The sequence below is a fragment of the Salmonella sp. 741265055_HSA genome, assembly GCF_046569525.1.
Classification (GTDB): domain Bacteria; phylum Pseudomonadota; class Gammaproteobacteria; order Enterobacterales; family Enterobacteriaceae; genus Salmonella; species Salmonella enterica.
In genome coordinates this window covers 207,835-231,727 of record NZ_JBKFSQ010000002.1, presented here as the reverse complement: position 1 = coordinate 231,727, position 23,893 = coordinate 207,835, and the positions used below count along the sequence as shown (strand labels likewise).

The following is a 23,893-nucleotide window of genomic DNA, read 5'->3' as shown; positions in this document are numbered from 1 at the left end:
TTGTGGTAGGCCTGGCGGCTAACTCCATTGGTGCGGGTTTCATCGGTGGTATGATCGGGGGCTATATTTCCGGGTATATTGCACTTGCTATCATTAAAAACGTGAAGGTTCCTGACTGGGCACGGGGTTTGATGCCGACATTGATTGTGCCATTTTTTGCATCCATTCTCAGTGCCCTGATCATGGTCTATATCATCGGTACGCCTATTGGTATTTTTACCGATGCTCTCACATCGTTCCTGAGAAGTATGGGAACTTCATCTAATTTACTATTAGGTGCTGTTATTGGGGCGTTGTGTATCGTTGATTTTGGCGGTCCGATCAATAAAACCTGCTTCGCATTCGTTTTAACACTTCAGGCACAGGGAATAAATGAGCCAATTACTGCCCTTCAGCTAGTTAATACGGCAACACCTATCGGTTTTGGGCTTGCGTTTTTTATCGCCAAACTTCTTCGCAAAAATATCTATAATAATGAAGAAATCGAAATGTTAAAGTCGGCGGTTCCTATGGGGGTAGTAAATATTGTTGAAGGATCTATACCTATAGTGATGAATGATATCGTTCGCGGTATTGCTGCAGCGGCAATCGGCGGTGCTTGTGGTGGCGCAATCACCATGGTATATGGTGCTGATGCAACTGTACCTTTTGGTGGTGTTTTGATGATTCCAACAATGTCACATCCAATGGCGGGTATTATGGCGTTGTTAGTTAATATATTAGTAACGGCAACTGTCTATGCTGTCATCAAAAAAGATGTTCATCGGGATGTTGTTATAAGTAATGATCATGAAGAGGAAGATATCAACCTCGACGATATTAAAATTAGTTAAGTACAGGCATAACAGCATCCAGGCTGCAAATAACCAGCCAAGTACATTCTGAGCATCGAGTAGGAGGCGGGATTACTCCCGCCGTCCTCTCTGTACAGAGGGGGATAGTTTCCCTGATACGAGCCCATGCTTCAAAAACTATCAAATGCCAGACTTCCGCTACCAGACGGTATACACAGTATTACTATTTCTTTTTATATGCTCCATACAAAAGCGATACGGGTGTTCTTTCTAATATCTGGATTTCATTTTTATGAGCTTTATGTTCACTAAAAATATCTGCCAGACTTTTACCACCAAAGGCCAGACCAATTCCCGTTGCTGCTGCTGAAAGTAATGTCAGTTGCGGCATGGCAAGAGAAGCTATACCTAACGTGGCTGTTCCTGCAAAAATTAATCCGGACGAGATCTTTTTTTTCTTTGAATTCTTAATGGCTGTTTCATGCGACTTTCCATACTCTTCGACCACATTGATTAAATGTTTTGAAAAATTATCTGCCGCATCTTGCATTTGATCTGGTTTTTTTCCTTGCAAGTCATGCCTTGAAATTCTTAGTTCATGTCTTAAGGATTCCAGTTGACCTCTTTCTCTAATCTTTTTTAATTCCAGATCGGAAAGCGCAGTAAGGAATTTTACTTCCGCGGCTGAAAGGCCCACTGTAATCGCTTGCTCTTCAGAAGAAAGAGGATTTAATTTACCATAATCCTTGACCAATTGCTCCGTAGTCCATTCATGTAAAAACATATGGTTGCTATAAATAACCGGATCAATGCCTAATAGTGTTGCCGATAATTGAGTTGAACGTTGTGCATAAATTGCACCTTCAACCTTCCCCAGTAAGGTTGCTATAGCTGACGGCAGATCATAATCCAGAAGATCTACCTCTCTTGTTGTAAAACTCTTTAAATCTGTATCGTAAACCCAGACTTCTTTTTCGATGTTATTGAAATTATCAAGCAATTTTTTTAATAGTTCTTTATTTGTTAGAATCTTCTGGAATGTTTGTTCATTTCTCCCAAAGTGCTCAATAAACGCCAAATAAGTAGCGTAATCCATTTTTCTATCTTTAAAAAAGAGCTGACTTAGAAAAGCGGCAGATTGTTCATGATTGCGTTCTTTATCAAAATCTAGTAATTCAGGGACGATTAGAAAAATTGGATAATCATCATCAATAGTCATAAATGGGATGGCGCGAAATAGATTGGAAACATGTTCAAGCAATACCAATCTGCGCATGCGGACATAGCTATTATCTGGTGGTAATGATAAAAATGAATGCAGAGAACTAAGAGAAGGGAAATGTAATGGATCAACCATTATGATGCTATCAAAATAAATTCCAAGAGATCTAAGATGATTAGATATGTTATAACCAAAGCGTTGAATCGGAAGTAATAATCGATAACTTTTAGACGCCCGAATTTCTGTTGTAAGCGCCGCAGCGTGAGTATCCCAAAATTTATTTAGCAACACAATTAGGTTTGTAAGTTGATTATCTAAATCGGGAGAGCTAATTATCTCTTTCAGGATGAATCTACGTAATTCCTTCAGTTCTAAATTTATAAATGCGTGTTTATATTTTTCAGAAAAAGCGTTTTCCATCAATAAAACATATTCATTCTGTATGCTTTTTGTAATACAACTCATCATCCATCTCCGAATGGTGATAAAAAACCATTAAAAACAATAGATTGATATTATTTTTTTAACAATCAAATAATATCAACTTCACCACACAACGATTTCCCAGTGTAGTGGTTCTTATCATGTGTATATTGTTAGTCATGTTATCGTAGAAAATTCAGTGGTCAATAACTCATTGAGGTAGCTACTAAAGTTTGCGGTTACCGGGAAGCGCCAGTAAAAAAACCGGCCATAAAGGCCGGTTGGGTCCGGAGCGCGGTTTCACTATCAGGGGCGTCTGAATAACACGATGCTGCGCCCGGCCAGATCGAAATCCATTTCTTCGGTAATCCGCATTCCCTGCTGCGCGTTATCGGCAGTCGTCAGTTCAAGTACCCAGCCGCCTTCTCCCCACATCGGAATACGGAACGGTACGCTGCCTTCAAACGGATTGAAAAGCAGTAAGGCGTCATGCCAGATCCCCGCTTCCGGCTGGAGATCGGGACGACTAATGCATACGCCTATCGTCGATCCCTCATCCCATTGCTCGGATTGCTGCGGTCCTCCCCCGGCGTTAAACCAGCGGATCTCCAGACCGTCACGCCAGCTCTCCCGGCGCAGCAACGGTTGCGTGGTGCGCAGTTGAATCAGATGACGGGTAAACTCCCGTAGCGCATTGGCGGTTTCCGGCAAATTATCCCAGTGGACCCACGATATTTCACTGTCCTGACAGTAGCCATTGTTATTACCCATCTGACTGCGGCCAAACTCATCGCCCGCTAATAACATCGGCGTGCCGTGCGAGAAAAGCAAGGTGGTCAGGAAATTACGTTTCTGTCGCTCGCGTATCGCATTGATGCCCTCGTCGTCGGTTGGCCCTTCTGCGCCATAGTTACAGGAGCGGTTATCATTATGCCCGTCATTATTATCTTCGCCATTGGCTTCATTATGCTTGTCGTTATAAGACACCAGATCGTTCAGCGTGAAGCCGTCATGGGCAGTAATAAAGTTAACGCTTGACCAGGGGCGACGGCCGCGCAAATCATAGAGATCGCCGGAACCCAGCAGGCGTGCAGCGAAATCATTTGTGACGTTGTCACCTTTCCAGTATTCGCGCACCGTATCGCGGTATTTATCATTCCATTCGCCCCACCCTGGTGGAAAACCGCCAACCTGATAGCCGCCCGGTCCGATATCCCAGGGTTCGCCAATCAGTTTCAGTTTTGCCAGCACCGGGTCTTGCGTTACCGCATCAAAAAAACCGCCTCTCTGATCAAAGCCTTCCGGCTCACGACCAAGAATGGTGCCCAAATCAAAACGAAAGCCGTCGACATGCATTGACTCCGCCCAATAGCGAAGCGAATCCATCACCATTTGCAGTACCCGTGGATGAGAGGTATTGACGGTATTACCTGTCCCTGTATCGTTAATGTAATAGCGATGCTGATCGGGCATGGTGCGATAGTAGGAGAAGTTATCGATACCTTTAAATGATAGCGTGGGACCAAGCTCATTCCCTTCTGCCGTATGGTTATAGACCACATCCAGTATCACTTCGATGCCGGCATCATGGAAAGCGCGCACCATATCGCGGAATCCCTGAATACCTTTTGGACCATAGTAGCGCGTCGCCGGCGCAAAAAAGCCAAGCGAGTTGTATCCCCAGAAATTTTTCAGTCCTTTATCGAGCAGATGCTGATCGTCCGGGAACCAGTGAACGGGTAAAAGCTCGACGGAGGTAATGCCCAGACTTTTAATGTAATCCACGCTGGTTTTATGCCCCATGCCCTCAAACGTACCGCGTAGAGGCTCAGGGATCGCGGAATTAAGCTGGGTAAAGCCTTTTACATGCGTTTCATAAATAATGGCGTTCGACCACGGTATGGAAGGCCGTTGTCTATCCTCCCAGTTAGCCTCAGCCGGATCAATCACCCGGCATTTAGGCGTAAATGGCGCGCTATCCTGGTCATCAAAGGTCAAATCTTTATCGTCATGAAGTAATTGATACGCGAAATGCGCATCATTCCACTGAATATCGCCCACCAGCTCACGGGCATAAGGGTCAATAAGCAGCTTATTGGGGTTAAAGCGATGGCCATTTTCCGGGTCATAAGGGCCGTAAACGCGGTACCCATACAGCGCGCCGGGCTGCAACTTCGGGACATAGCCGTGCCATATTTCGTCGGTATATTCCGGTAACTCCAGACGAGCGATTTCATGCTCCCCGCTCGGATCGTAAAGACAAAGCTCGACGCGTTCCGCATGGGCGGAAAAAATAGCGAAATTCACACCTTCGCCGTCATAATTTGCGCCAAGCGTATGGCTGTATCCTGCTCTGATTTCAAAAGCCCTGTTTGTTGTCATTCTCTTTCTCCACCCACGGTAAACGTTGTCCTGTCACGGCACATCAACACATAAACTCAGTCGCTATTAAAACCAGTACGCCGCCCTGGTGTGAGGCCAACGACAGGCGTTCACCAGGCATTAACCTCTCCTGGGTAAGCACATTGCGATAACGATGCTGATTAAGCTGTCCGGGTATAATAATGTCGGTTCCTGACCAGAAAACGCTATGCGATTGTGACAATAAGCCGTCACATTCGGCGAACACCAGTCGGGGCGCAACAACAATCAGCGCATCATCATGATCGACTCTGGCGTAAGCGATGACCTTGTCGGCACGCTGACCAACAGCCCGCAGCGGTATATAGTCGCCAAAACGGAAGAGCTCATGATTCTGCTGACGCAGACGCAGTAATGCGGCTGTGACATACTGATTTACCTGCCCGTTCAGCCAACTCTCTTCGCGCGAGAAAACTCCCGACGTCAGTTGGTCTAACTGCTGCGCCAGCGTGGCGAAATCTGGTTCGCGGCGGTTGTCGGGATCGACAAGGCTAAAATTCAACGCCTCGCTCCCCTGATAGATATCAGGTACTCCCGGCGCGGTTAATTTGATAACGGTCTGCGTCAGGCTGTTAACCAGCCCTGCGCGGATGAAGGGTTGCAAGGAACGATAAAAATCCTGCAAAAATGTCTGATTATCCGGCGCCAGTAAATAACGGGCGTAATCAAGCATTGCCGTTTCGTAAGCCTCATTACTGTCCACCCAATCGGTACGTAACTTCGCTTCGCGTAGCGCTTTCTCCACAAAGGCTTCAAAGCGTGTTTTCAGCGCGTTTAAACCTTTTTCGTCCTGTGGTTGTAGCACCGGGGACCAGACGCCGGTCAGCGCCTGATATAACATCCACGTATCCGCCGATTTTGGCGCAGTGCCATCATTCAAAAATTTGACATGGGTCTGGTTCATCTGCCGCCAGCGAGCAAGACATTCGCTCCACTGTTCCGGCGCTTCGGTAAGCGTATACAGCCGTGCTCGCGCATCCTCGCCTCGCTTGGTATCGTGGGTCGACGTACCGGATAACGCATCAGGCTGTCGCGCCTGTCGGGTTTTCATCTCATGGTGAAAGCGTTCGATGGAGAAGTGATGGGTGACGGGCTCGGCGCCGACTTCATTTAACGCCAGTCCCATGTTTTGACGAAAGAAAAGCGTATCCTCTACCGATTTCGCCATCAGCGGACCGGTGAGTTGCTGGAACCGAACGCGAAACTGTGTCGCCTCCTCCTGGCTGGAGGTGGGAACATCGCCGGTAAGAAGGCGGCTCAGAAATGTAAGCGCTTCTGGCTGCGGAGGGTTTTCAAGCGTCTTTACCCGTTCCACAATACGGTGTAACAGGCAAATATCGGTCGGCGGTAGCCCTTCTGCTGTGCCGTAAGTGCGATATACGGGAAAGGCAATTAATAACTCGCGTAACGCCTGCCGAACGACGCTCTCTTCGTGTGCGATCTGTAGCTCGCTGGCAATCGATAGCGCAATCGCGAGCAGCCGGGTAAATTCCCCCTCGAAATTGCGATCGACCATCAGCAATTTAGCTGCCCGTAATTCCGCCCGCATATCCACTGGCGCGCCTTTAACGGTCTCGTAAGCCTGGCGCAAATTGTCTATCTGTTCATCGTCAACCAGCACCTCCGCCAGCGAGGCGATGAATTCATAGCCTGTGGTGCCGGAAACCGGCCAGTCGTCAGGAAGTTGCTCGCCTTTAGCGAGAATTTTTTCCACGGTGATATAGCACGCCGGCCCCACTTCCTGACGTAAACGCGCAAGATAGGCTTTCGGATCGGCGAGGCCGTCGATATGATCGATACGTAAACCGTCAACCGCCCCCGTTCTGACCAGCTCCAGAATCAGCCGATGTGTATCGTCGAAGACGATTTTATCTTCCACCCGCATTCCTACCAGCCCTGTGACCTCAAAGAAACGCCGATATGAGAGCGAGCGAGCGGCATCGCGCCAGGACATTAATTTCCACGGCTGGCGCTCATGCAAATCAGCAATGGCGGCTTTATCGGTAAGCGCCAGTATTTCAGCCTCGCGCCCCTGCCACGTCGCCGGCGCAAGCGGATAATAGTTATCATAATAGGCGAACGTGGGTTTACCCGTGGCGGGATCGGGCTTGATCGCAATTTCTCCGTTTTCCAGCACGGCGTCAAACGTGTCGCCTAAAAAAGGCAGCGTCAGTCGGCGCGACCAGTCAATATCGAAATAGCGCGCGTAACGGCTCTCCTTGCCATATTCAAGCACGTCGCGCCACCAGGCGTTTTCCAGCGAGCTGGCCATGTGATTAGGCACAATATCGATGATCAATCCCAGACCTTGTGCTTTAAGTTCAGCCACCAGTCTTTCAAATCCTTCGCGCCCGCCAATAGAGGGCTCAATCTCATTCGCATCGGTGACATCATAACCATGCGTTGACGCTTTGGTGGCGGTAAAGATGGGTGAGGCATAAAGATGGCTGATACCCAGATTTTTAAGGTAAGGCACCAGCGCCGCAGCGCGATCGAAGGTCATGCCATTACGAAACTGAAGGCGATACGTTGCAGTTGGGATCATGATGCAGACTCTCCCTGGGCTAAGCGGACAATAAGAGAATGTTGGGAAAGCGACCCGGTGGATTCATTCGGCCAGGCGAAGAGAGTCTTACCCGGTAAATCGGGCAGCAATACTGTCGTGGCGCTAATATTCAGCGCCAGTGACAGTGTTCCTCCCGGAAAACGCCAGCTAACGGCAATAAACCCGGGCGCGGTTTGCAATACCGTTCCTGAGCTCTCACGGGCAGCGGACAACAGCGGTACGATATGCTTCTGGCGCAAAAGCAGTAGTTCGCGGGTAAACGCCAGCCACGCTTTACCCTCTTCACTGTGCTGTTGCTTCCAGTTAAGTTTTGAGCGTTGGAAGGTCTCTGGCGCATTCGGGTCCGGAACATTTTCCCCTGCATGATCGGCAAACTCTTTTGCGCGACCGTCACGAACGGCGCGGGCTAAATCCCCATGGAAATCGGTAAAAAAAAGAAAAGGACGGCTTTCGCCATACTCTTCGCCCATAAAAAGCAGCGGAATATGCGGTGAAAGCAGCAACGTGGCGAGCAATACTTTTGTTCGTTCAGCACCCGCCAGGGTTATCAGTCTGTCGCCCTGGGCGCGGTTACCGACCTGATCGTGATTCTGAATAAAATCCACAAAGGTGACCGGGGGTTGTCCGGTACTTTTTACGCCGCGAGGTTCGCCGGTTTGTGGTGAAGTTTCTCCCTGATAAGCGAATCCTTCGGCCAGCGCTCTCGCGAGGTGTTTTTCCGGGGCATCAGCAAAATCGTTGTAGTAGGCCTGGGTCTCTCCGGTCGCGAAAACGTGGACGGCATTATGAAAATCGTCATTCCATTCGGCGGTAAACAGCGGCGCATTGCCGCCCTGATCACGGGGATGCAGAGAAATAATATTGCGGCTATCTTCGGTAGTCAGATGAATGGGTCTGTCGGTAATGTCTTCCCGAATACGTTGTGCGATTTCAACCAGCACATGCTTTGCGCTACTGTCTTCAATCTGATCGATAGCGTCAAAGCGTAAGCCGTCGAGATGGTATTCTGTCAGCCAGTATAACGGTGCCTCGATGATATAGCGCCGCACGGCGTCGACATCATAGGCGATACCGTTTCCCCACGGCGTCATGCGCTCTTTGTGGAAAAACGCCGGCGCCAATAGCGGTAAATAATTTCCCTCCGGGCCGAAATGGTTCAGCACAATATCCAGGACGACGGAAAGACCATACCCATGCGCGGCGTCAATAAACGCTTTGAAATCATCCGGCGTCCCATAGGCAGAATGCGGCGCGTAAAGCAGTACGCCGTCATAGCCCCAGCCGCGTTCGCCGCCAAATTGCGCAACGGGCATCACTTCAATAACGGTAACGCCGAGTTCAGCGAGATAAGGCAGCTTCGCTATTGCGGCGCGGAAGGTGCCTTCCGGAGTGAACGTGCCTGTATGCATCTCGTACACCACGGCCTGCTCCCAACGGCTACCTTTCCACCCGGTGTTGCGCCACGCGTAGCTGCCTGGATCAACCACATATGACGGACCGTTGACGTCAGTTTTTTGGGCGCGGGAAGCCGGATCGGGGACCACCATGCCATCGCTGAGTACAAAGTTATACTCCGTACCTGGCGTCACCCCGGAGACGTCCAGCGTAAACCAGCCGTCACCGCTCGCCTGCATTTCCTGGTCTTTACCCGCAAGCCTGAGCATAACCTTTTGCTGACCGGTGGCCCAAAGACGAAAGCGGACAACATCAGCGGCGATATATTCAGCCCCCCAGCTTTTGCAAAAAATTTTTGAACTCATCTGTCGCTCCGTTTAACCCATAACCTCTACAGCATCCGAAGAACAAGCATAGACTATGGGGCTAATCTTTACGTGACACTGTCACTTAACGGACGTTCTTTTTCGTATCTGCGTGTAAAACCGTGGAATTATTGTCGGGATTGCTCAGATGTACCGAAGTGCGCGGTATCGCCTCGCCCGTGTTCGCCAGAGCCCTGAACACGCTGTAGCTGGATAACCTCCCCCTGCTCCCAGGCGTTAGCCCCCTTGATAACGGGATGTTCAGGCAGATCCTGCCGCTCGCGTTTAATGGCCTGGGTATCAATTCCCAGGCGGCGATCCCGATCGGCCAGCAGCGCGGGGTCAAGCTGCCCGTCGCCAGTAAAGCCCATCATCAGCGCAGGGATACCCATTGGCAGGGTTTTATCCCGATCGGTATGCCAGGTGTGCCAGGTCTTGCCATAAGTATTAACAATCTTACTCATCAACGCCTTATCAGCGACCTGCGGTAAGCCAGGCGCCACCAGGCTACCGGATTTCACCTCGTACTGGTGGCTGTGCCACAGTTTTTTCTCCTCGGGAGGAAGCGTTTTAAATAAACGTTCGCTGATAATGTACTCCACCCCCATCAGGCGCGCGTTTTTCGTATTGCCGTCGTAAATCACCGCCTGCATGACATCTTCGTTCAGGACGGTAACGTAATGGTGCGCTTCCATCTGTCCGTTTTTATCACCGCTATAAAAATGGAACCCGTCAAGGTAGGTACTGATGGCATCGACAGGTGGTCTGGATTGAATAGCCGCCGCGCCTGTTTCCAGGGTACGTAATTTGGCAGAGGTTTTTTCCCCAGGAATAGGCGTTTGCGGCGGCGTATTATTGGCGCCACATCCGGCCAGAAAAGGAATGATAAAGAGTGTCAGCGGTAAAATTTTCATTAGGTCTCCATATAGTGAAAGGGCTCTAATGAAAATAGTGCAATACCACGTGATTGGTAGAAGAAATGGAAGATGTCATTTGTGACGGTGTCACAAATAGTAAAACCCGACACACAGGCCGGGTTTTGATATCAGTTTACTCTTATTTTGAGAGTTCTTTCTTGATTTCGTCTTTTATTTTGCTTAATTCACTCTGCGGGTTTTTCTTACAAAGCTCAACGGCTAACGGCACTGCTGTCGTCTCAGTTTCCTGGAAATCAACGTAGTCCCCGCCTTTAAAATCTTCATCTTCATTCAGCACCCAAAAAGCGACTGGCGCCATCGTCTGCGGATTGAGATCAACAAACTCCTGGCAGCTCATACCTTTAGGCGTAACGTTTGTTTTAGTAGTATCTGTTGCCGCATTCACGCTAACACTGGTTACCAGCGCTGCCACGATAATACCTGCTGTAGCAAGGGAGAATTTATTCATTGTTGTTGCTCCAATAATTATATAAATAACCTCTACATCTGCACGTTAACCCGTTAATGTAGAACGTAGAAATAATACCCCTCCTCTCTCAGGAATAAAGATCATCCTCCGTGATATGGCTATTAATGATATTTACGTTGACTGATTTTGATGTTTGCTAAAGAAAGCAACATGGCGAGCAGATTTTAGGGCGAAAAAGTAGACCGCGACAACAGCAAATGACGTGGTATGCGCTACGTTGAGCTGATGAAAGAGAACTTCGCTCTGACATGCTGTCGCAATCGCGCGCCAGCCAGACACAAACGGTGGGCAGAACAAACATCGTAAACAGATTTCCTGTCAGCATTCCGGAGGCAACCACCAGCCCTGGCCAAAACGGCTTGTGGCGTCTACACCGCTGGCGAACTCTATCAGGGCTAAACCAACCACTATTGCCCCGGTAGTCATCAGCACCGGGCGCAATCGGATCTACAATACAATTTCATAGCATTTACAGATAGTCTGACAATTTCAGGTTTCCGTAATCATAAAAATCACCTTTCGTACACAAACTGTATACTTCCAGTAGATTTATTGTTATTTAGCACTATAACTGCAAGTAGTTGAATTCAAAGGGTAATAATTCAGGTATTATTGGACAGGGAATTTACATTATTAAGATAAATAAATGCTTATCGGTGAAGTGAGCGACGTTTAAGTTTTGTTGCAACCACGGCTTTATACTTTTTACGAGTGCTATTTTTTTGGCTAATTAAAAAGGTAAAGTTAATGAAACTATCCGTAACATTGACGTTTTTCGGTTACATGATGGCATCCAGTTTAGCACAAGCTAGCGGTATCAATATGTGGCGTGAACCCAAACCTGTTGTGAAAGAGGGTAAATATTACAGCTTAATCGTGGATCGTGGCGAGTTGCAGAAAGCAGTAAAAAGCAGCAATAACAACTATCTCTTTTCCGAAAAAGGTGCAGGAGTGAAACCGCTGGTATTGATCGGCTCTCCGGTAGAGATTAGCGAATTTATGTTGCAAAATAAAACTCGCAGTATTGAAAACCACATTAAAGGTCTACCTGACATTTATATGGGAGTGACAAAATATAAACCCAAACAACGTTTTACCGGCTTATTTCCGCTGCAGGATATATTGACTCAAACTGTTGATCAGGTATCGAAATTTGTGCCCGGTACCGATATCACCGATGCGGTGGGGATCCCCTCCGACCTAAAAGCATTACAGCAAGCCATTTTGGCTATGAAGCCAAAAGATAAAACCAGCAACAATATACTGTACGTCAAATTTAGCTACTTGCCGGAAGATGGAATGGTGAAAGTAGGAAGCAAAACAGTTTCTTTTGGTCGTATTCTGGAGAAAATGCAGCAGAGTAATCGTACCCTGCGTAGATAAGCAGGCAGCTGGCAGTATTTCCAGCTTCTGGAATGTTAACTAAAGCTACAAAAGTTATCTGGAGGTAATAGGTAAGAATAAGTTGTAAAACAGAGGCTTAATTGCAATTTATATATTTAAAGAGGCAAGTGATTATGACTGGAATATTTGCAGATCAAACTGTAGAGGTAGTTAAAAGCGCGATCGAAACCGCAGATGGGGCATTAGATCTTTATAACAAATACCTCGACCAGGTCATCCCCTGGAAGACCTTTGATGAAACCATAAAAGAGTTAAGCCGTTTTAAACAGGAGTACTCGCAGGCAGCTTCTATTTTAGTTGGTGATATTAAAGTTTTGCTTATGGACAGCCAGGACAAGTATTTTGAAGCGACACAAACTGTTTATGAATGGTGTGGTGTCGTGACGCAATTACTCACAGCGTATATTTTACTATTTGATGAATACAATGAGAAAAAAGCATCAGCCCAGAAAGACATTCTCATCAGGATATTAGATGATGGCGTCAAGAAACTGAATGAGGCGCAAAAAGCTCTCCTGGAAAGTTCACAAAGTTTCAACAACGCTTCCGGAAAACTGCTGGCATTAGATAGCCAGTTAACCAATGATTTCTCGGAAAAAAGCAGTTATTTTCAGTCACAGGTGGATAAAATTCGTAAGGAAGCTTATGCCGGTGCTGCAGCCGGCATAATCGCCGGTCCGTTTGGATTAATTATTTCCTATTCTATTGCTGCGGGCGTGATTGAAGGGAAATTGATTCCAGAATTGAATAACAGGCTAAAAGCAGTGCAAAATTTCTTTACTAGCTTATCAGCTACAGTGAAACAAGCGAATAAAGATATCGATGCGGCAAAATTGAAATTAGCCACTGAAATAGCAGCAATTGGGGAGATAAAAACGGAAACCGAAACAACCAGATTCTACGTTGATTATGATGATTTAATGCTTTCTTTACTAAAAGGAGCTGCAAAGAAAATGATTAACACCTGTAATGAATACCAACAAAGACACGGTAAGAAGACGCTTCTCGAGGTTCCTGCCGTCTGATACATTTTCATTCGCTCTGTGTACTTTTAACGCCCGATAGCGTGAAAAAAATGAGAGAGGGAGAAAAAGCGATATTCAACAGCCCGATAAACAAGAGTCGTTACCGGGCTGGCGGAGTTATCAGGCGTTAAGCTGGTAGTCGAGAGTGATTTCCGCATTCAGAACCTGCGAAACCGGGCATCCGGCTTTTGCTTTCTGGATGATTTGATCGAAAGTTGAAGCATCAATATCTGCTACCGCGACTTTGCTTTGTAGTGCAATTTTGGTAATGGCGAAGCCCGCATCCACCTTATCAAGCGATACGTCAGCGGTGGTGTCAATGGAGGTGGGCGTAAATCCAGCCTCTCCCAGCATGAGTGATAGCGCCATGGAGAAACAGGCCGCATGTGCGGCGCCGATTAACTCTTCCGGGTTGGTTCCCTGCGCGCCTTCGAACCGGGTATTGAATCCATACGGTTGTTGATTAAGCACGCCGCTTTCTGTTGATACAGTACCTTTACCCCGTTTGATGTCGCCTTCCCAGTGTGCCTGACCTTTCTTATGGATTGTCATTTTTGCTCTCCTGTTGGCTCAAAAAATAAAGTATAGACCATGCTGCTAATCTGCGTTGACCATGCCGATGGAGGTAGCCTGTTGTCAATTACCCGCACTTCAGATATAGAAAATGGTTTATGCTTTTTCATTTATGGATATTAAACCAACAGGCCTCCCTTTCTTTAAAGAATATACCCCTCCTTTTATCCTTACTTTTTCTTCTGTAAGCGTATTCCATGATATATATTTTAATGTGTATTAAGCTTTGCCCTATCCCATTGTAATAAATGATAAAAATCGCAATAAGTAGTCTTTTAAATGTATATTAATTGACCACTATTTGTATGAGGATATGTAATTGGCAAACGTAGTATATTTTCTTCTGAGGTAAACAACTAGAATTCCGCCTTGCGTTAAAATAACTCCAGGACTAATCTTAACCACAGCCGCAAAAATATTTGCCATGCTGAATACGAATTAATTTTCTGCGAGCCGTACTAAATAAATACATGTTCACGGAGGCATTATATGTTTACTTATCACTCAGCAAATACCTCAGCAGCACAACCGGCCCTGGTCAACGCGATTGAACAAGGATTACGCGCGGAGTTAGGCGTTGTCACTGAAGATGATATTTTAATGGAGCTGACCAAATGGGTTGAGGCTTCCGACAATGACATCCTCAGTGACATCTACCAGCAGACCATCAACTATGTGGTAAGCGGGCAGCACCCGACTCTGTAAAACCTGCTATGCTGTATCGGCAACCTTAGGGGTTACGTTTCTTTCGCGTAAGCGAATTTGTCCTTAAAACTAGCAACAGGATTGAGGAGTTAACATGAAATCGAACCGTCAGGCTCGTCATATACTTGGACTGGATTACAGAATTTCCAACCAGCGTAAGGTTGTTACTGAAGGCGACACCAGCAGCGTGGTGAATAACCCAACCGGCAGAAAGCGCCGCGCCGATAGCCAAAAGTAATCGTACAGTCCTGAAATGACGTTAAACACCATTGCATCTGCAATGGTGTTTTTGTTTATAGGAATGACCTTAACGTCTCACAATGCTTTATACTCAGCGTCGGTTCCCTGGTGGAAGGCAATATATGATGATAAACGACGGTGCCAGGGACAGTTATTCGAAAAAGAGTGAGTAACATGGAAACTACAACCAAGAAAGCACGTTCCCTTTATATCCCTTACGCTGGCCCTGTATTGCTGGAATTCCCCCTGTTAAACAAAGGCAGCGCTTTTAGCGTAGAAGAGCGCCGCAACTTCAATTTGTCAGGACTGCTGCCGGAGGTCGTCGAGTCGATTGAAGAACAGGCCGAACGCGCCTGGCTCCAGTATCAGGGGTTTAAAACGGAAATCGATAAGCATATTTATCTGCGTAATATCCAGGATACCAACGAAACGCTCTTTTATCGACTGGTGCAAAACCATCTTGAAGAGATGATGCCGGTTATCTATACCCCGACCGTGGGCGCGGCCTGTGAGCGCTTCTCTGAGATTTATCGCCGGGCGCGCGGCGTGTTTATCTCTTATCCGAATCGTCACAATATGGACGACATTTTGCAGAATGTGCCTAACCATAACATTAAAGTTATTGTGGTAACGGATGGCGAGCGGATTCTGGGGCTTGGCGATCAGGGCATCGGCGGGATGGGGATCCCTATCGGTAAGCTGTCATTATACACCGCCTGCGGCGGCATTAGTCCGGCCTATACCCTTCCCGTTGTGCTGGATGTCGGCACCAACAATCAGCAGTTACTCAACGATCCGCTTTACATGGGCTGGCGTCATCCGCGCATTACCGACGATGAGTATTATGCGTTTGTCGATGAGTTTATTCAGGCCGTTAAGCAGCGCTGGCCAGATATCCTGCTACAGTTTGAAGATTTCGCGCAGAAAAACGCAATGCCGCTGTTGGCGCGCTATCGTGATGAGATTTGCTCCTTTAACGATGATATTCAGGGCACCGCAGCCGTGACCGTCGGTACGTTGATCGCCGCCAGCCGCGCTGCCGGCAGTCAGCTTAGCGAGCAGAAAATCGTTTTTCTCGGCGCGGGTTCCGCCGGATGTGGGATTGCTGAACAAATCATCGCGCAGACTCAGCGTGAAGGTTTAAGCGAAGACGCCGCTCGACAGAACGTTTTTATGGTCGATCGCTTCGGCCTGTTGACGGACCGGATGCCTAATTTATTGCCGTTCCAGGCTAAACTGGTGCAGAAATGCGACAATCTCCAGCACTGGGATATCGAAAATGACGTGCTGTCGCTGCTGGATGTGGTGCGTAACGTGAAGCCGGATATCCTGATCGGGGTTTCCGGCCAGACCGGGCTCTTTACTGAAGAGATCATCCGCGAGATGCATAAGCATTGCCCTCGCCCGATCGTCATGCCGCTCTCTAATCCCACCTCTCGCGTGGAGGCCACGCCACAGGACATTATCGCCTGGACGGAAGGCAACGCGCTGGTGGCAACCGGCAGCCCATTCTCGCCGGTCATCTGGAAAGATAAGATTTATCCGATCGCACAATGTAATAACGCCTATATTTTCCCTGGCATCGGACTGGGGGTTATCGCTTCCGGCGCATCGCGCATTACTGATGAAATGCTGATGTCAGCCAGTGAGACGCTGGCGAAACATTCTCCGCTGGTGAATAACGGCGAAGGATTAGTGTTGCCAGCGCTTAAGGACATCCAGGTCGTGTCGCGCGCTATCGCTTTTGCCGTAGGCAAAATGGCGCAGCAACAAGGTGTAGCGGTGAAAACCTCTGCGGAAGCGCTGCAACAGGCGATTGACGATAACTTCTGGAAACCGGAATACCGCGATTACCGTCGGACTTCCATTTAATACGTACCCGGCGGTGAATGCCGCCGGATATCACTTTCTGCTTTAGTTTTGGTGAGTCTGTCGACACACCTGCATTCCTTTTCCTGCTTATTTGTCAAGCTACTAATATTAGCCACCTTTATGTATTGAACGGGGATTTATCAGGATAATCCTGGCTAAACTATTACATTGTATTTCTGCCGCCTTGCATAACTCATCAGAAATATTAATCCTAAAGAGGTAATAGCACCTTACCTGCTATTACCTGCTATGCAGTTCACTATTAATAAAGGAGAAGGTTATGAAAGCTGCTGTTGTCACACAAGATCATCAGGTTGATGTTACTGAGAAAACGCTGCGTCCCCTTCGCCACGGTGAAGCTTTGCTAAAAATGGAGTGCTGCGGCGTATGCCATACCGATCTACACGTGAAAAACGGAGATTTCGGTGACAAAACCGGCGTCATTCTGGGACACGAAGGCATTGGCGTCGTGGCGGAAGTCGGTCCCGGTGTCACCTCGCTGAAACCCGGCGATCGCGCGAGTGTCGCGTGGTTTTATGAAGGATGCGGACACTGTGAGTATTGCAATACGGGCAATGAAACCTTATGCCGCAACGTGAAAAATGCCGGTTACACGGTAGATGGCGGCATGGCCGAAGAGTGTATTGTCGTCGCGGATTATGCGGTGAAAGTACCGGAAGGTCTGGACTCTGCGGCGGCAAGTAGTATTACCTGCGCGGGCGTTACCACGTATAAAGCGGTGAAGATTTCTCATATTAAACCTGGCCAGTGGATTGCCATCTACGGTCTGGGCGGTCTGGGTAATCTGGCCTTGCAGTACGCGAAAAACGTTTTCAATGCGAAAGTGATCGCCATTGATGTCAATGATGGACAACTGAAACTGGCCGAGGAAATGGGCGCAGATCTGACCATTAATTCACGTACGGAAGATGCGGCTAAAATTGTGCAGGAAAAAACCGGTGGCGCGCACGCAGCGGTGGTTACCGCGGTCGCTAAGGCGGCGTTTAATTCCGCAGTAGATGCCGTTCGCGCCGGAGGCCGCGTGGTGGCAGTCGGGCTGCCGCCAGAAGCCATGAACCTTGATATCCCTCGCCTGGTGCTGGATGGCATTCAGGTTGTCGGTTCGTTGGTGGGGACACGTCAGGATCTGACCGAAGCCTTCCAGTTCGCGGCGGAAGGAAAAGTCGTGCCAAAAGTCGCTTTACGTCCGCTTGAAGATATCAACGTTATTTTTAAAGAGATGGAACAGGGACAAATTCGTGGCCGTATGGTCATCGATTTCCGTCGTTAAACGATTTGCTGTGGTCGTCTGAGTAGGTTTGATAACAGACAGCAGATGAAAACAAGGCGCTACGAGGATAGCGCCTTGTTTATCAGATCGCGAAAGAATTACTGAATACCTTCTTCGCTCTCTTTTTTTGCTTCCGCCTTCTCGATTTCACGATACCAGCGTGGATGATGTTTCTTCGCCCAGCGACGGCTGACCTTCCCTTCGATCATGCCCTTAATCGAGCCTTTCACCCAAAATGCCATATACATATGGATGAGGATCGCGTGCATTAAAATAATGCCCGCCGCCGCATGAATTAACAGGCTATAACGCACCACCTGCATGGGGAAATACTGCGCGAAATACGGACGCCAGATAATCACGCCAGTTACCAGCAGCACAAAAATCATACTCATAATGGACCAGAACATCATCTTCTGTCCGGCATTGTATTTGCCGACATCCGCCACCTTATGCTCATTGCCTTTCAATACTTCGACAATATTTTTCAGCCACGGAATGTCTTTTTTATCCGGGATGTTGTGGTGGACGAAACGCACGAACATAAACATCAGCGCGATGAAAATGGCAATACCGAAGAACGGGTGCAAAATACGTCCCATCTGCGGCGTGCCAAAGGTTTGCGTCAACCATTGTAGCGTCGGGAAGAAAAACGAAATCCCCGACAGCGCTACCAGGAAGAAGCAGATCACCACCGTCCAGTGACAGGCGCGATCGACAAATTTCGTGCGCACAATCATTTTCGACTTACTCATGATGATCCTCCTCATCGTCGTCCGTTTCTTTATTCGGGCCAATACCGATGTAGTGGTAAATCAGACCGGCGAAAGTGGCGATAAAGCCCGCTGCGGCCAGCGGTTTTAGCGCCCCTTTCCACAGATTGATTGAGGTATCGATCTGCGGATCTTTCGGCAAGCCGTGGTACAACTCCGGCTGATTGGCATGGTGCAGCACATACATAACGTGCGTACCGCCGACGCCCTGCGGGTTGTAGATACCGGCATGTTCAAAGCCACGCGCTTTTAACTTCTCCACGCGTTGCTCACCCAGTTCCAGCATCTCTTTTTTGGTGCCGAAGTGAATAGCCCCGGTCGGACAAGTTTTGACGCAGGCCGGTTCCTGGCCCACGCTGACGCGATCGACGCAAAGCGTACATTTATAAACGCGGTTGTCCTCTTTGTTGAGGCGCGGAATATTAAATGGACACCCGGCGATACAGTAACCACAGCCGATACAGTGTTCAGATTGAAAATCAACAATCCCGTTCGCGTACTGGATGATAGCCCCGGCAGATGGACAGGCTTTAAGACAGCCCGGATCTTCACAGTGCATACAACCATCTTTACGAATCAGCCACTCCAGCTTGCCGTTCTGCTCGGTTTCGGTAAAGCGCATCACCGTCCAGGACTTGGCGCTGAGATCGGCAGGGTTATCGTACACCCCGACACAATGGCCAACGTCATCGCGAATATCGTTCCATTCAGAACAGGCTACCTGGCAGGCTTTACAGCCGACACAGGAGGAGACGTCGATCAGTTTCGCGACTTCGGCTTTGTAATCACGCGCCTGTGGAGGTGGCGTGATGGCGTTTGTTGCGGACCGTTTAATAATGTCCTGCGTTTCCATAGACATATGTTCGCCTCCCTTACGCCTTCTCGATGTTAACTAAAAACGCTTTGTATTCCGGCGTTTGCGAGTTGGCATCACCGACATTTGGCGTCAGAGTATTGGCGATATAGCCTTTGCGCGCGACACCCTCAAAGCCCCAGTGAATCGGGATCCCCACCGTTTCAACCTGCTGACCGTTGACATGCAGAGTGCGAAGACGACGAGTTACCACCGCGACCGCGCGAATAAACCCGCGTTTACTGCTCACCTTCACATAGTCGCCGTTAGCAATACCTTTCGCTGCCGCCAGCGTCTCACTGATCTCCACAAACTGTTCCGGCTGAGCGATAGCGTTAAGTAGCGCATGTTTGGTCCAGGTATGGAAATGCTCTGTGAGGCGGTAAGTCGTGCCCACGTACGGAAACTGCTCCTTCTTACCCATGCGCAGCGCATCTTCTTCATACAGACGCGCCGCCGGGTTCGAGACCACATTCGGGTGCAGCGGGTTAGTGCCCAGCGGCGTTTCCATCGGCTCGTAGTGTTCAGGGAACGGCCCTTCCGCCATTTTATCAATAGCAAACAGACGTCCCAGCCCTTCCGGCTGCATGATAAACGGATTGGTCCCGCTCCCCGGCGCCGCGTTGTTAAAGTCCGGAATATCGTTCCCTGTCCACTTCGCGCCGTTCCACTGGATCAGCATCCGTTTTGGATCCCACGGTTTACCCTGCGAGTCCGCCGAAGCGCGGTTATACAATACGCGACGGTTTAGCGGCCACGCCCACGCCCAACCCAGTGTATTGCCAAGCCCTGACGGGTCGGCATTATCACGTCTGGACATCTGGTTGCCCTGCTCCGTCCAGCTACCGGTATAAATCCAGCAGGAGGAGGATGTCGTACCGTCATCGCGCAGTAATGCAAAACTGCTCAACAACTGGCCTTTCCTGGCAAGCAGTGTACCGTTGGCATCATAGAGATCTTCCAGCGCATAGCCGTTGTTCTCTTTCGCCACTTCTTCCGAATGCGGTTCATCCGGCTGCTTGTAGTTCCAGCTCATCTTCAATAGTGGTTCGGCGCCTTTACCGCCTTCTGCGCGATACATTTCACGCAGACGATGGTAAATACCGGCCAGAATCTCGCCGTCGTTACGCGCTTCGCCCGGCGCGTCCTGACCTTTCCAGTGCCACTGTAACCAGCGACCGGAGTTAGCGATAGAGCCATCCTCTTCCGCAAAACAGGTAGACGGCAGACGGAAGACTTCGGTCTGAATCGTTGTCGGATCGACATCATTAGATTCGCCGTGGTTCTGCCAGAACGTCGACGTTTCAGTCACCAGCGGATCGATAACGACCAGATACTTCAGTTTGCTTAAGCTTTGCACCACTTTGTTTTTGTCCGGGAAGGACGCCACCGGGTTAAAGCCCTGACAGAAATAGCCGGTGACTTTCCCGCTATCCATCATGTTGAAATATTTGATCACGTCATAGGACTGATCCCACTTAGGCAGCCAGGCAAAGCCCCAGTCATTCTCTTTCTGCGCCGCATCGCCATAGAAAGATTTCATCAGGCTGACGAAGAACTTAGGATAATTACCCCAGTAGTTGACCTGATCGGCCAGCGTCGCTTTGGGGGTATTCGCGGACAGATAAGTTTGCAGATCGGCCTGTTTTTCTGACGGTAGCGTCAGGTAGCCCGGCAGGCTGGTGGAGAGCAGTCCTAAATCCGTTAAGCCCTGAATATTAGAGTGGCCGCGCAAGGCGTTCACACCGCCGCCAGCCATCCCCATATTGCCGAGCAGCAACTGGATCATCGCCATAGTACGGATGTTCTGCGCTCCGACAGTATGTTGCGTCCAGCCCAGCGCATACAGGAAGGTCGTCGTGCGATCCGGAACGCTGGTAGAGGCCAACACCTCACACACCTTCAGGAAGTCCGCTTTCGGCGTACCGCAGATGTTTTCCACGACGTCCGGCGTATAGCGCGAAACGTGCTGCTTCAGCAGATTCCACACACAGCGTGGGTGCGTCAACGTTTCATCACGTTTGGCATAGCCGTTTTCATCGAACTGGTAGTTCCAGGAGGATTTATCGTACTGACGCTTTTGGGCGTCATAGCCGCTGAAAAGGCCGTCATCAAAGGCAAAATCATCCCGCACCAGCAGGCTGGCGTTGGTGTAATGCTTAACGTATTCAGCGTTGATTTTGTTATTTTCGATCAGGTACAGCAACACGCCGGACAGAAAGGTAATGTCTGTACCGGAACGTATTGGCGCATAGATATCCGCCACCGACGCCGTACGCGTAAAGCGTGGATCAACGACAATCAACGTCGCATCGTTGTTGTTTTTCGCTTCCATCGCCCAGCGGAAACCCACCGGATGCGCTTCTGCGGCATTGCCGCCCATCACCATCACGACGTTGGCGTTTTTAATATCCACCCAGTGGTTGGTCATCGCACCGCGACCAAATGTTGGAGCAAGACTTGCTACCGTTGGTCCGTGTCAGACGCGCGCCTGGTTATCTACCGCCAGCATACCGAGAGAACGCGCAAACTTCTGCGTCAGCATACCCGTTTCATTGCTGGCCGCCGAGGCGCACAGCATCCCGGTAGAGAGCCAGCGGTTAACCGTGACGCCCTGCTCATTCTTTTCAATAAAGTTGGCGTCACGGTCGGCTTTCATTAATTTAGCAATACGAGTGAAAGCGTCATCCCAGCTAATGCGCTGCCACTTGTCGGAACCTGGCGCGCGGTATTCCGGATAGCGTAGGCGATCTTCACTGTGAACATAGTCCAGCAAACCGGCCCCTTTCGGGCACAGCGCGCCACGGCTTACCGGATGATCCGGGTCGCCTTCAATATGGTAAATCGCTTCTTTCGCGTTTTTTGCCCCATCTCCCAGGCTATACATTAATAGCCCGCAACCTACGGAACAGTATGTGCAGGAGTTACGGATCTCTTTTGCGCGCAACAGCTTATAGTTTCGCGCCTGAGCCAGGGCCATTTTAGGGGTAAAACCCAGTGCGGCCACCGTTGTTCCCGCCATACCGCCCGCGCAGATTTTAAAAAATTGTCTGCGGCTGACGTCCATTGCTTTCCTCTTTTTTCCACGGATGCACGCCTCCTTCGAACTGCAGCAAAACCTCAGTCCAGGATGCGTGTATAACTTCGCGAGGAAACTAACAGCAAAATCGATAACTTTTTTGCGTCAAATCAATATTGAAACGGTTCCGCTATTAAATAGCCCTATTTTTAAACCGCAATAACTCCAGGGAGGTACTAAAAAATGACACTGCATGGCATCGCCCCCGGAAAAAGTGCTATAAGTGGCAGTTTATTTTGCGCGGTATTCAGGACAGTCACAAAGCATGACATCACAAAAAGCAACGCTAATAGGGCTTGTTGCCATCGTTCTGTGGAGCACGATGGTTGGGTTAATTCGCGGCGTCAGCGAAGGTCTCGGACCGGTAGGCGGCGCAGCCATGATCTATTCATTAAGCGGCCTGCTGCTGATTTTTACCGTCGGATTACCTGATATCCGTCGTTTCCCGGGGCGATACCTCATCGCAGGCAGCGTACTGTTTGTCAGTTATGAAATATGCCTGGCGCTTTCTCTCGGTTATGCCGCCACTCGCCATCAGGCTATCGAAGTCGGCATGGTTAACTATTTATGGCCCAGCCTGACCATTCTGTTTGCTATTCTTTTTAATGGGCAAAAAACTAACTGGCTTATTGTTCCTGGATTGCTTATTGCACTTACTGGCGTTTGCTGGGTTCTGGGGGGCGAGAATGGTCTTAATCCAGGAGAAATTATCAGCAATGTCGCCACCAGTCCGCTAAGTTATTTACTGGCATTTCTTGGGGCGTTTATATGGGCGACGTACTGCACCGTCACAAATAAATATGCGCGTGGTTTTAACGGTATCACCGTCTTTGTGTTACTCACTGCCGTGGCGCTGTGGTTCCACTATTTTCTTACACCGCAGCCTGCCATGATATTTAGCCTACCGGTGATTGCTAAACTTTTTACCGCGGCATTAACGTTGGGGTTCGCCTACGCAGCATGGAATGTGGGCATACTTCATGGCAATGTGACTATCATGGCCGTAGGGTCTTATTTTACCCCCGTCATGTCCTCTGCTCTGGCAGCGCTGTTACTCAGCTCACCACTGTCATTCTCCTTCTGGCAAGGCGCAGTCATGGTTTGCGTAGGTTCGCTACTTTGTTGGCTGGCAACGCGGCGGCGCTAATAGCGACGGGCGGGCCGATGTTGATATTAAATCGACCCGCTGCACCTTGACACTCTTCATAACACAACTACGCTTTTATCTATCGCCTGTGTGTCTTTGACGATTTTTCATTTTCACGTGCTCCCCCTGCGCCATGCCAGGATTGCGCTGGTAAAAATGGATTTTATAAAATCGTTAAATATGTTAATGTGATGATATAATTATATTAACAAATATATAATTAACGCTAGCTGGCAACTGTATTAGTGCATATAATAATCAGCCGTTACTACCAAAAATAAAATCATAAACAGCCAAACAATCCCCTTCGAAAATATATTTTATTAGAAAATCCCTAT

Annotated in this window: 18 protein-coding genes; 8 read left to right on the top strand and 10 right to left on the bottom strand. The window is 48.8% G+C overall.

Annotated features, from left to right (window positions below):
• Positions 1-833: PTS fructose transporter subunit IIC (locus ACLD4K_RS02355; protein ID WP_411011333.1), on the top strand; the 833-nt coding region annotated here is incomplete at its 5' end.
• Positions 834-1,017: 184 nt separating this feature from the next.
• On the opposite strand, the gene ACLD4K_RS02350 is transcribed toward ACLD4K_RS02355, so the two are convergent.
• The 6 genes from ACLD4K_RS02350 to hdeB all read right to left on the bottom strand — a co-directional run bounded on the left by ACLD4K_RS02350 (position 1,018) and on the right by hdeB (position 10,572).
• A complete protein-coding gene (locus ACLD4K_RS02350) occupies positions 1,018-2,484 on the bottom strand; it encodes a hypothetical protein (RefSeq protein ID WP_411011332.1) in 1,467 nt (488 codons plus the stop codon).
• Positions 2,485-2,745: 261 nt separating this feature from the next.
• Complete coding sequence (gene glgX / locus ACLD4K_RS02345) at positions 2,746-4,821, bottom strand: glycogen debranching protein GlgX (RefSeq protein WP_411011331.1); 2,076 nt, start codon at positions 4,819-4,821, stop codon at positions 2,746-2,748.
• A gap of 43 nt (positions 4,822-4,864) precedes the next feature.
• Positions 4,865-7,405: a malto-oligosyltrehalose synthase gene (gene treY, locus ACLD4K_RS02340; RefSeq protein WP_411011330.1), complete on the bottom strand. Its 2,541-nt coding sequence runs from the start codon at positions 7,403-7,405 to the stop codon at positions 4,865-4,867.
• Positions 7,402-9,186, bottom strand: coding sequence for a malto-oligosyltrehalose trehalohydrolase (treZ, locus tag ACLD4K_RS02335; protein WP_411011329.1), 1,785 nt, complete (start codon positions 9,184-9,186; stop codon positions 7,402-7,404). The genes treY and treZ overlap by 4 nt, the downstream gene beginning before the upstream one ends.
• 128 nt (positions 9,187-9,314) lie before the next feature.
• Entirely contained in the window at positions 9,315-10,100 is a 786-nt protein-coding gene (locus ACLD4K_RS02330; RefSeq protein ID WP_411011328.1) for an OBAP family protein, read from the bottom strand.
• A 142-nt stretch (positions 10,101-10,242) separates the two neighbouring features.
• Complete coding sequence (gene hdeB, locus ACLD4K_RS02325; RefSeq protein WP_001032161.1) at positions 10,243-10,572, bottom strand: acid-activated periplasmic chaperone HdeB; 330 nt, start codon at positions 10,570-10,572, stop codon at positions 10,243-10,245.
• Positions 10,573-11,340: 768 nt separating this feature from the next.
• Here hdeB and ACLD4K_RS02320 point away from each other — a divergent pair.
• Both ACLD4K_RS02320 and hlyE read left to right on the top strand, forming a co-directional pair.
• Positions 11,341-11,976, top strand: coding sequence for a hypothetical protein (locus ACLD4K_RS02320; RefSeq protein WP_183060350.1), 636 nt, complete (start codon positions 11,341-11,343; stop codon positions 11,974-11,976).
• A 134-nt stretch (positions 11,977-12,110) separates the two neighbouring features.
• Positions 12,111-13,022, top strand: coding sequence for a hemolysin HlyE (gene hlyE, locus ACLD4K_RS02315; RefSeq protein WP_058331496.1), 912 nt, complete (start codon positions 12,111-12,113; stop codon positions 13,020-13,022).
• A 120-nt stretch (positions 13,023-13,142) separates the two neighbouring features.
• Here the strand turns inward: hlyE and ACLD4K_RS02310 are convergent, their stop codons facing one another.
• Positions 13,143-13,574 (bottom strand): OsmC family protein, encoded by a 432-nt coding sequence (locus tag ACLD4K_RS02310; protein WP_023218048.1) that lies wholly within the window; start codon positions 13,572-13,574, stop codon positions 13,143-13,145.
• Between the two features lie 510 nt (positions 13,575-14,084).
• Here ACLD4K_RS02310 and bdm point away from each other — a divergent pair.
• The 4 genes from bdm (at position 14,085) to adhP (ending at position 17,703) form a co-directional block, all read left to right on the top strand.
• Positions 14,085-14,300, top strand: coding sequence for a biofilm-dependent modulation protein (bdm, locus tag ACLD4K_RS02305; protein ID WP_000495700.1), 216 nt, complete (start codon positions 14,085-14,087; stop codon positions 14,298-14,300).
• Positions 14,301-14,394: 94 nt separating this feature from the next.
• Positions 14,395-14,538, top strand: coding sequence for a stationary-phase-induced ribosome-associated protein (gene sra / locus ACLD4K_RS02300; protein WP_000841559.1), 144 nt, complete (start codon positions 14,395-14,397; stop codon positions 14,536-14,538).
• Between the two features lie 176 nt (positions 14,539-14,714).
• Positions 14,715-16,412 carry an NAD-dependent malic enzyme gene (locus tag ACLD4K_RS02295; protein ID WP_411011327.1) on the top strand — a complete coding sequence of 566 codons (1,698 nt, stop codon included), beginning with the start codon at positions 14,715-14,717 and terminating at the stop codon, positions 16,410-16,412.
• A gap of 280 nt (positions 16,413-16,692) precedes the next feature.
• Positions 16,693-17,703: an alcohol dehydrogenase AdhP gene (gene adhP / locus ACLD4K_RS02290; protein ID WP_000642447.1), complete on the top strand. Its 1,011-nt coding sequence runs from the start codon at positions 16,693-16,695 to the stop codon at positions 17,701-17,703.
• Between the two features lie 98 nt (positions 17,704-17,801).
• Here the strand turns inward: adhP and fdnI are convergent, their stop codons facing one another.
• Genes fdnI through fdnG form a run of 3 tightly spaced genes read right to left on the bottom strand, consistent with a single transcriptional unit; the run spans position 17,802 to position 22,396 of the window.
• Positions 17,802-18,458: a formate dehydrogenase-N subunit gamma gene (gene fdnI / locus ACLD4K_RS02285; protein ID WP_000045657.1), complete on the bottom strand. Its 657-nt coding sequence runs from the start codon at positions 18,456-18,458 to the stop codon at positions 17,802-17,804.
• Entirely contained in the window at positions 18,451-19,335 is an 885-nt protein-coding gene (fdxH, locus tag ACLD4K_RS02280) for a formate dehydrogenase subunit beta (RefSeq protein ID WP_411011326.1), read from the bottom strand. The genes fdnI and fdxH overlap by 8 nt, the downstream gene beginning before the upstream one ends.
• 13 nt (positions 19,336-19,348) lie before the next feature.
• Positions 19,349-22,396: a formate dehydrogenase-N subunit alpha gene (gene fdnG / locus ACLD4K_RS02275; RefSeq protein WP_411011325.1), complete on the bottom strand. Its 3,048-nt coding sequence runs from the start codon at positions 22,394-22,396 to the stop codon at positions 19,349-19,351.
• A gap of 277 nt (positions 22,397-22,673) precedes the next feature.
• Between fdnG and yddG the strand changes: the two genes are divergently transcribed.
• Positions 22,674-23,555, top strand: a complete 882-nt coding sequence (gene yddG / locus ACLD4K_RS02270; protein WP_000203795.1) for an aromatic amino acid efflux DMT transporter YddG — start codon at positions 22,674-22,676, stop codon at positions 23,553-23,555.
• Positions 23,556-23,893: the final 338 nt, after the last annotated feature.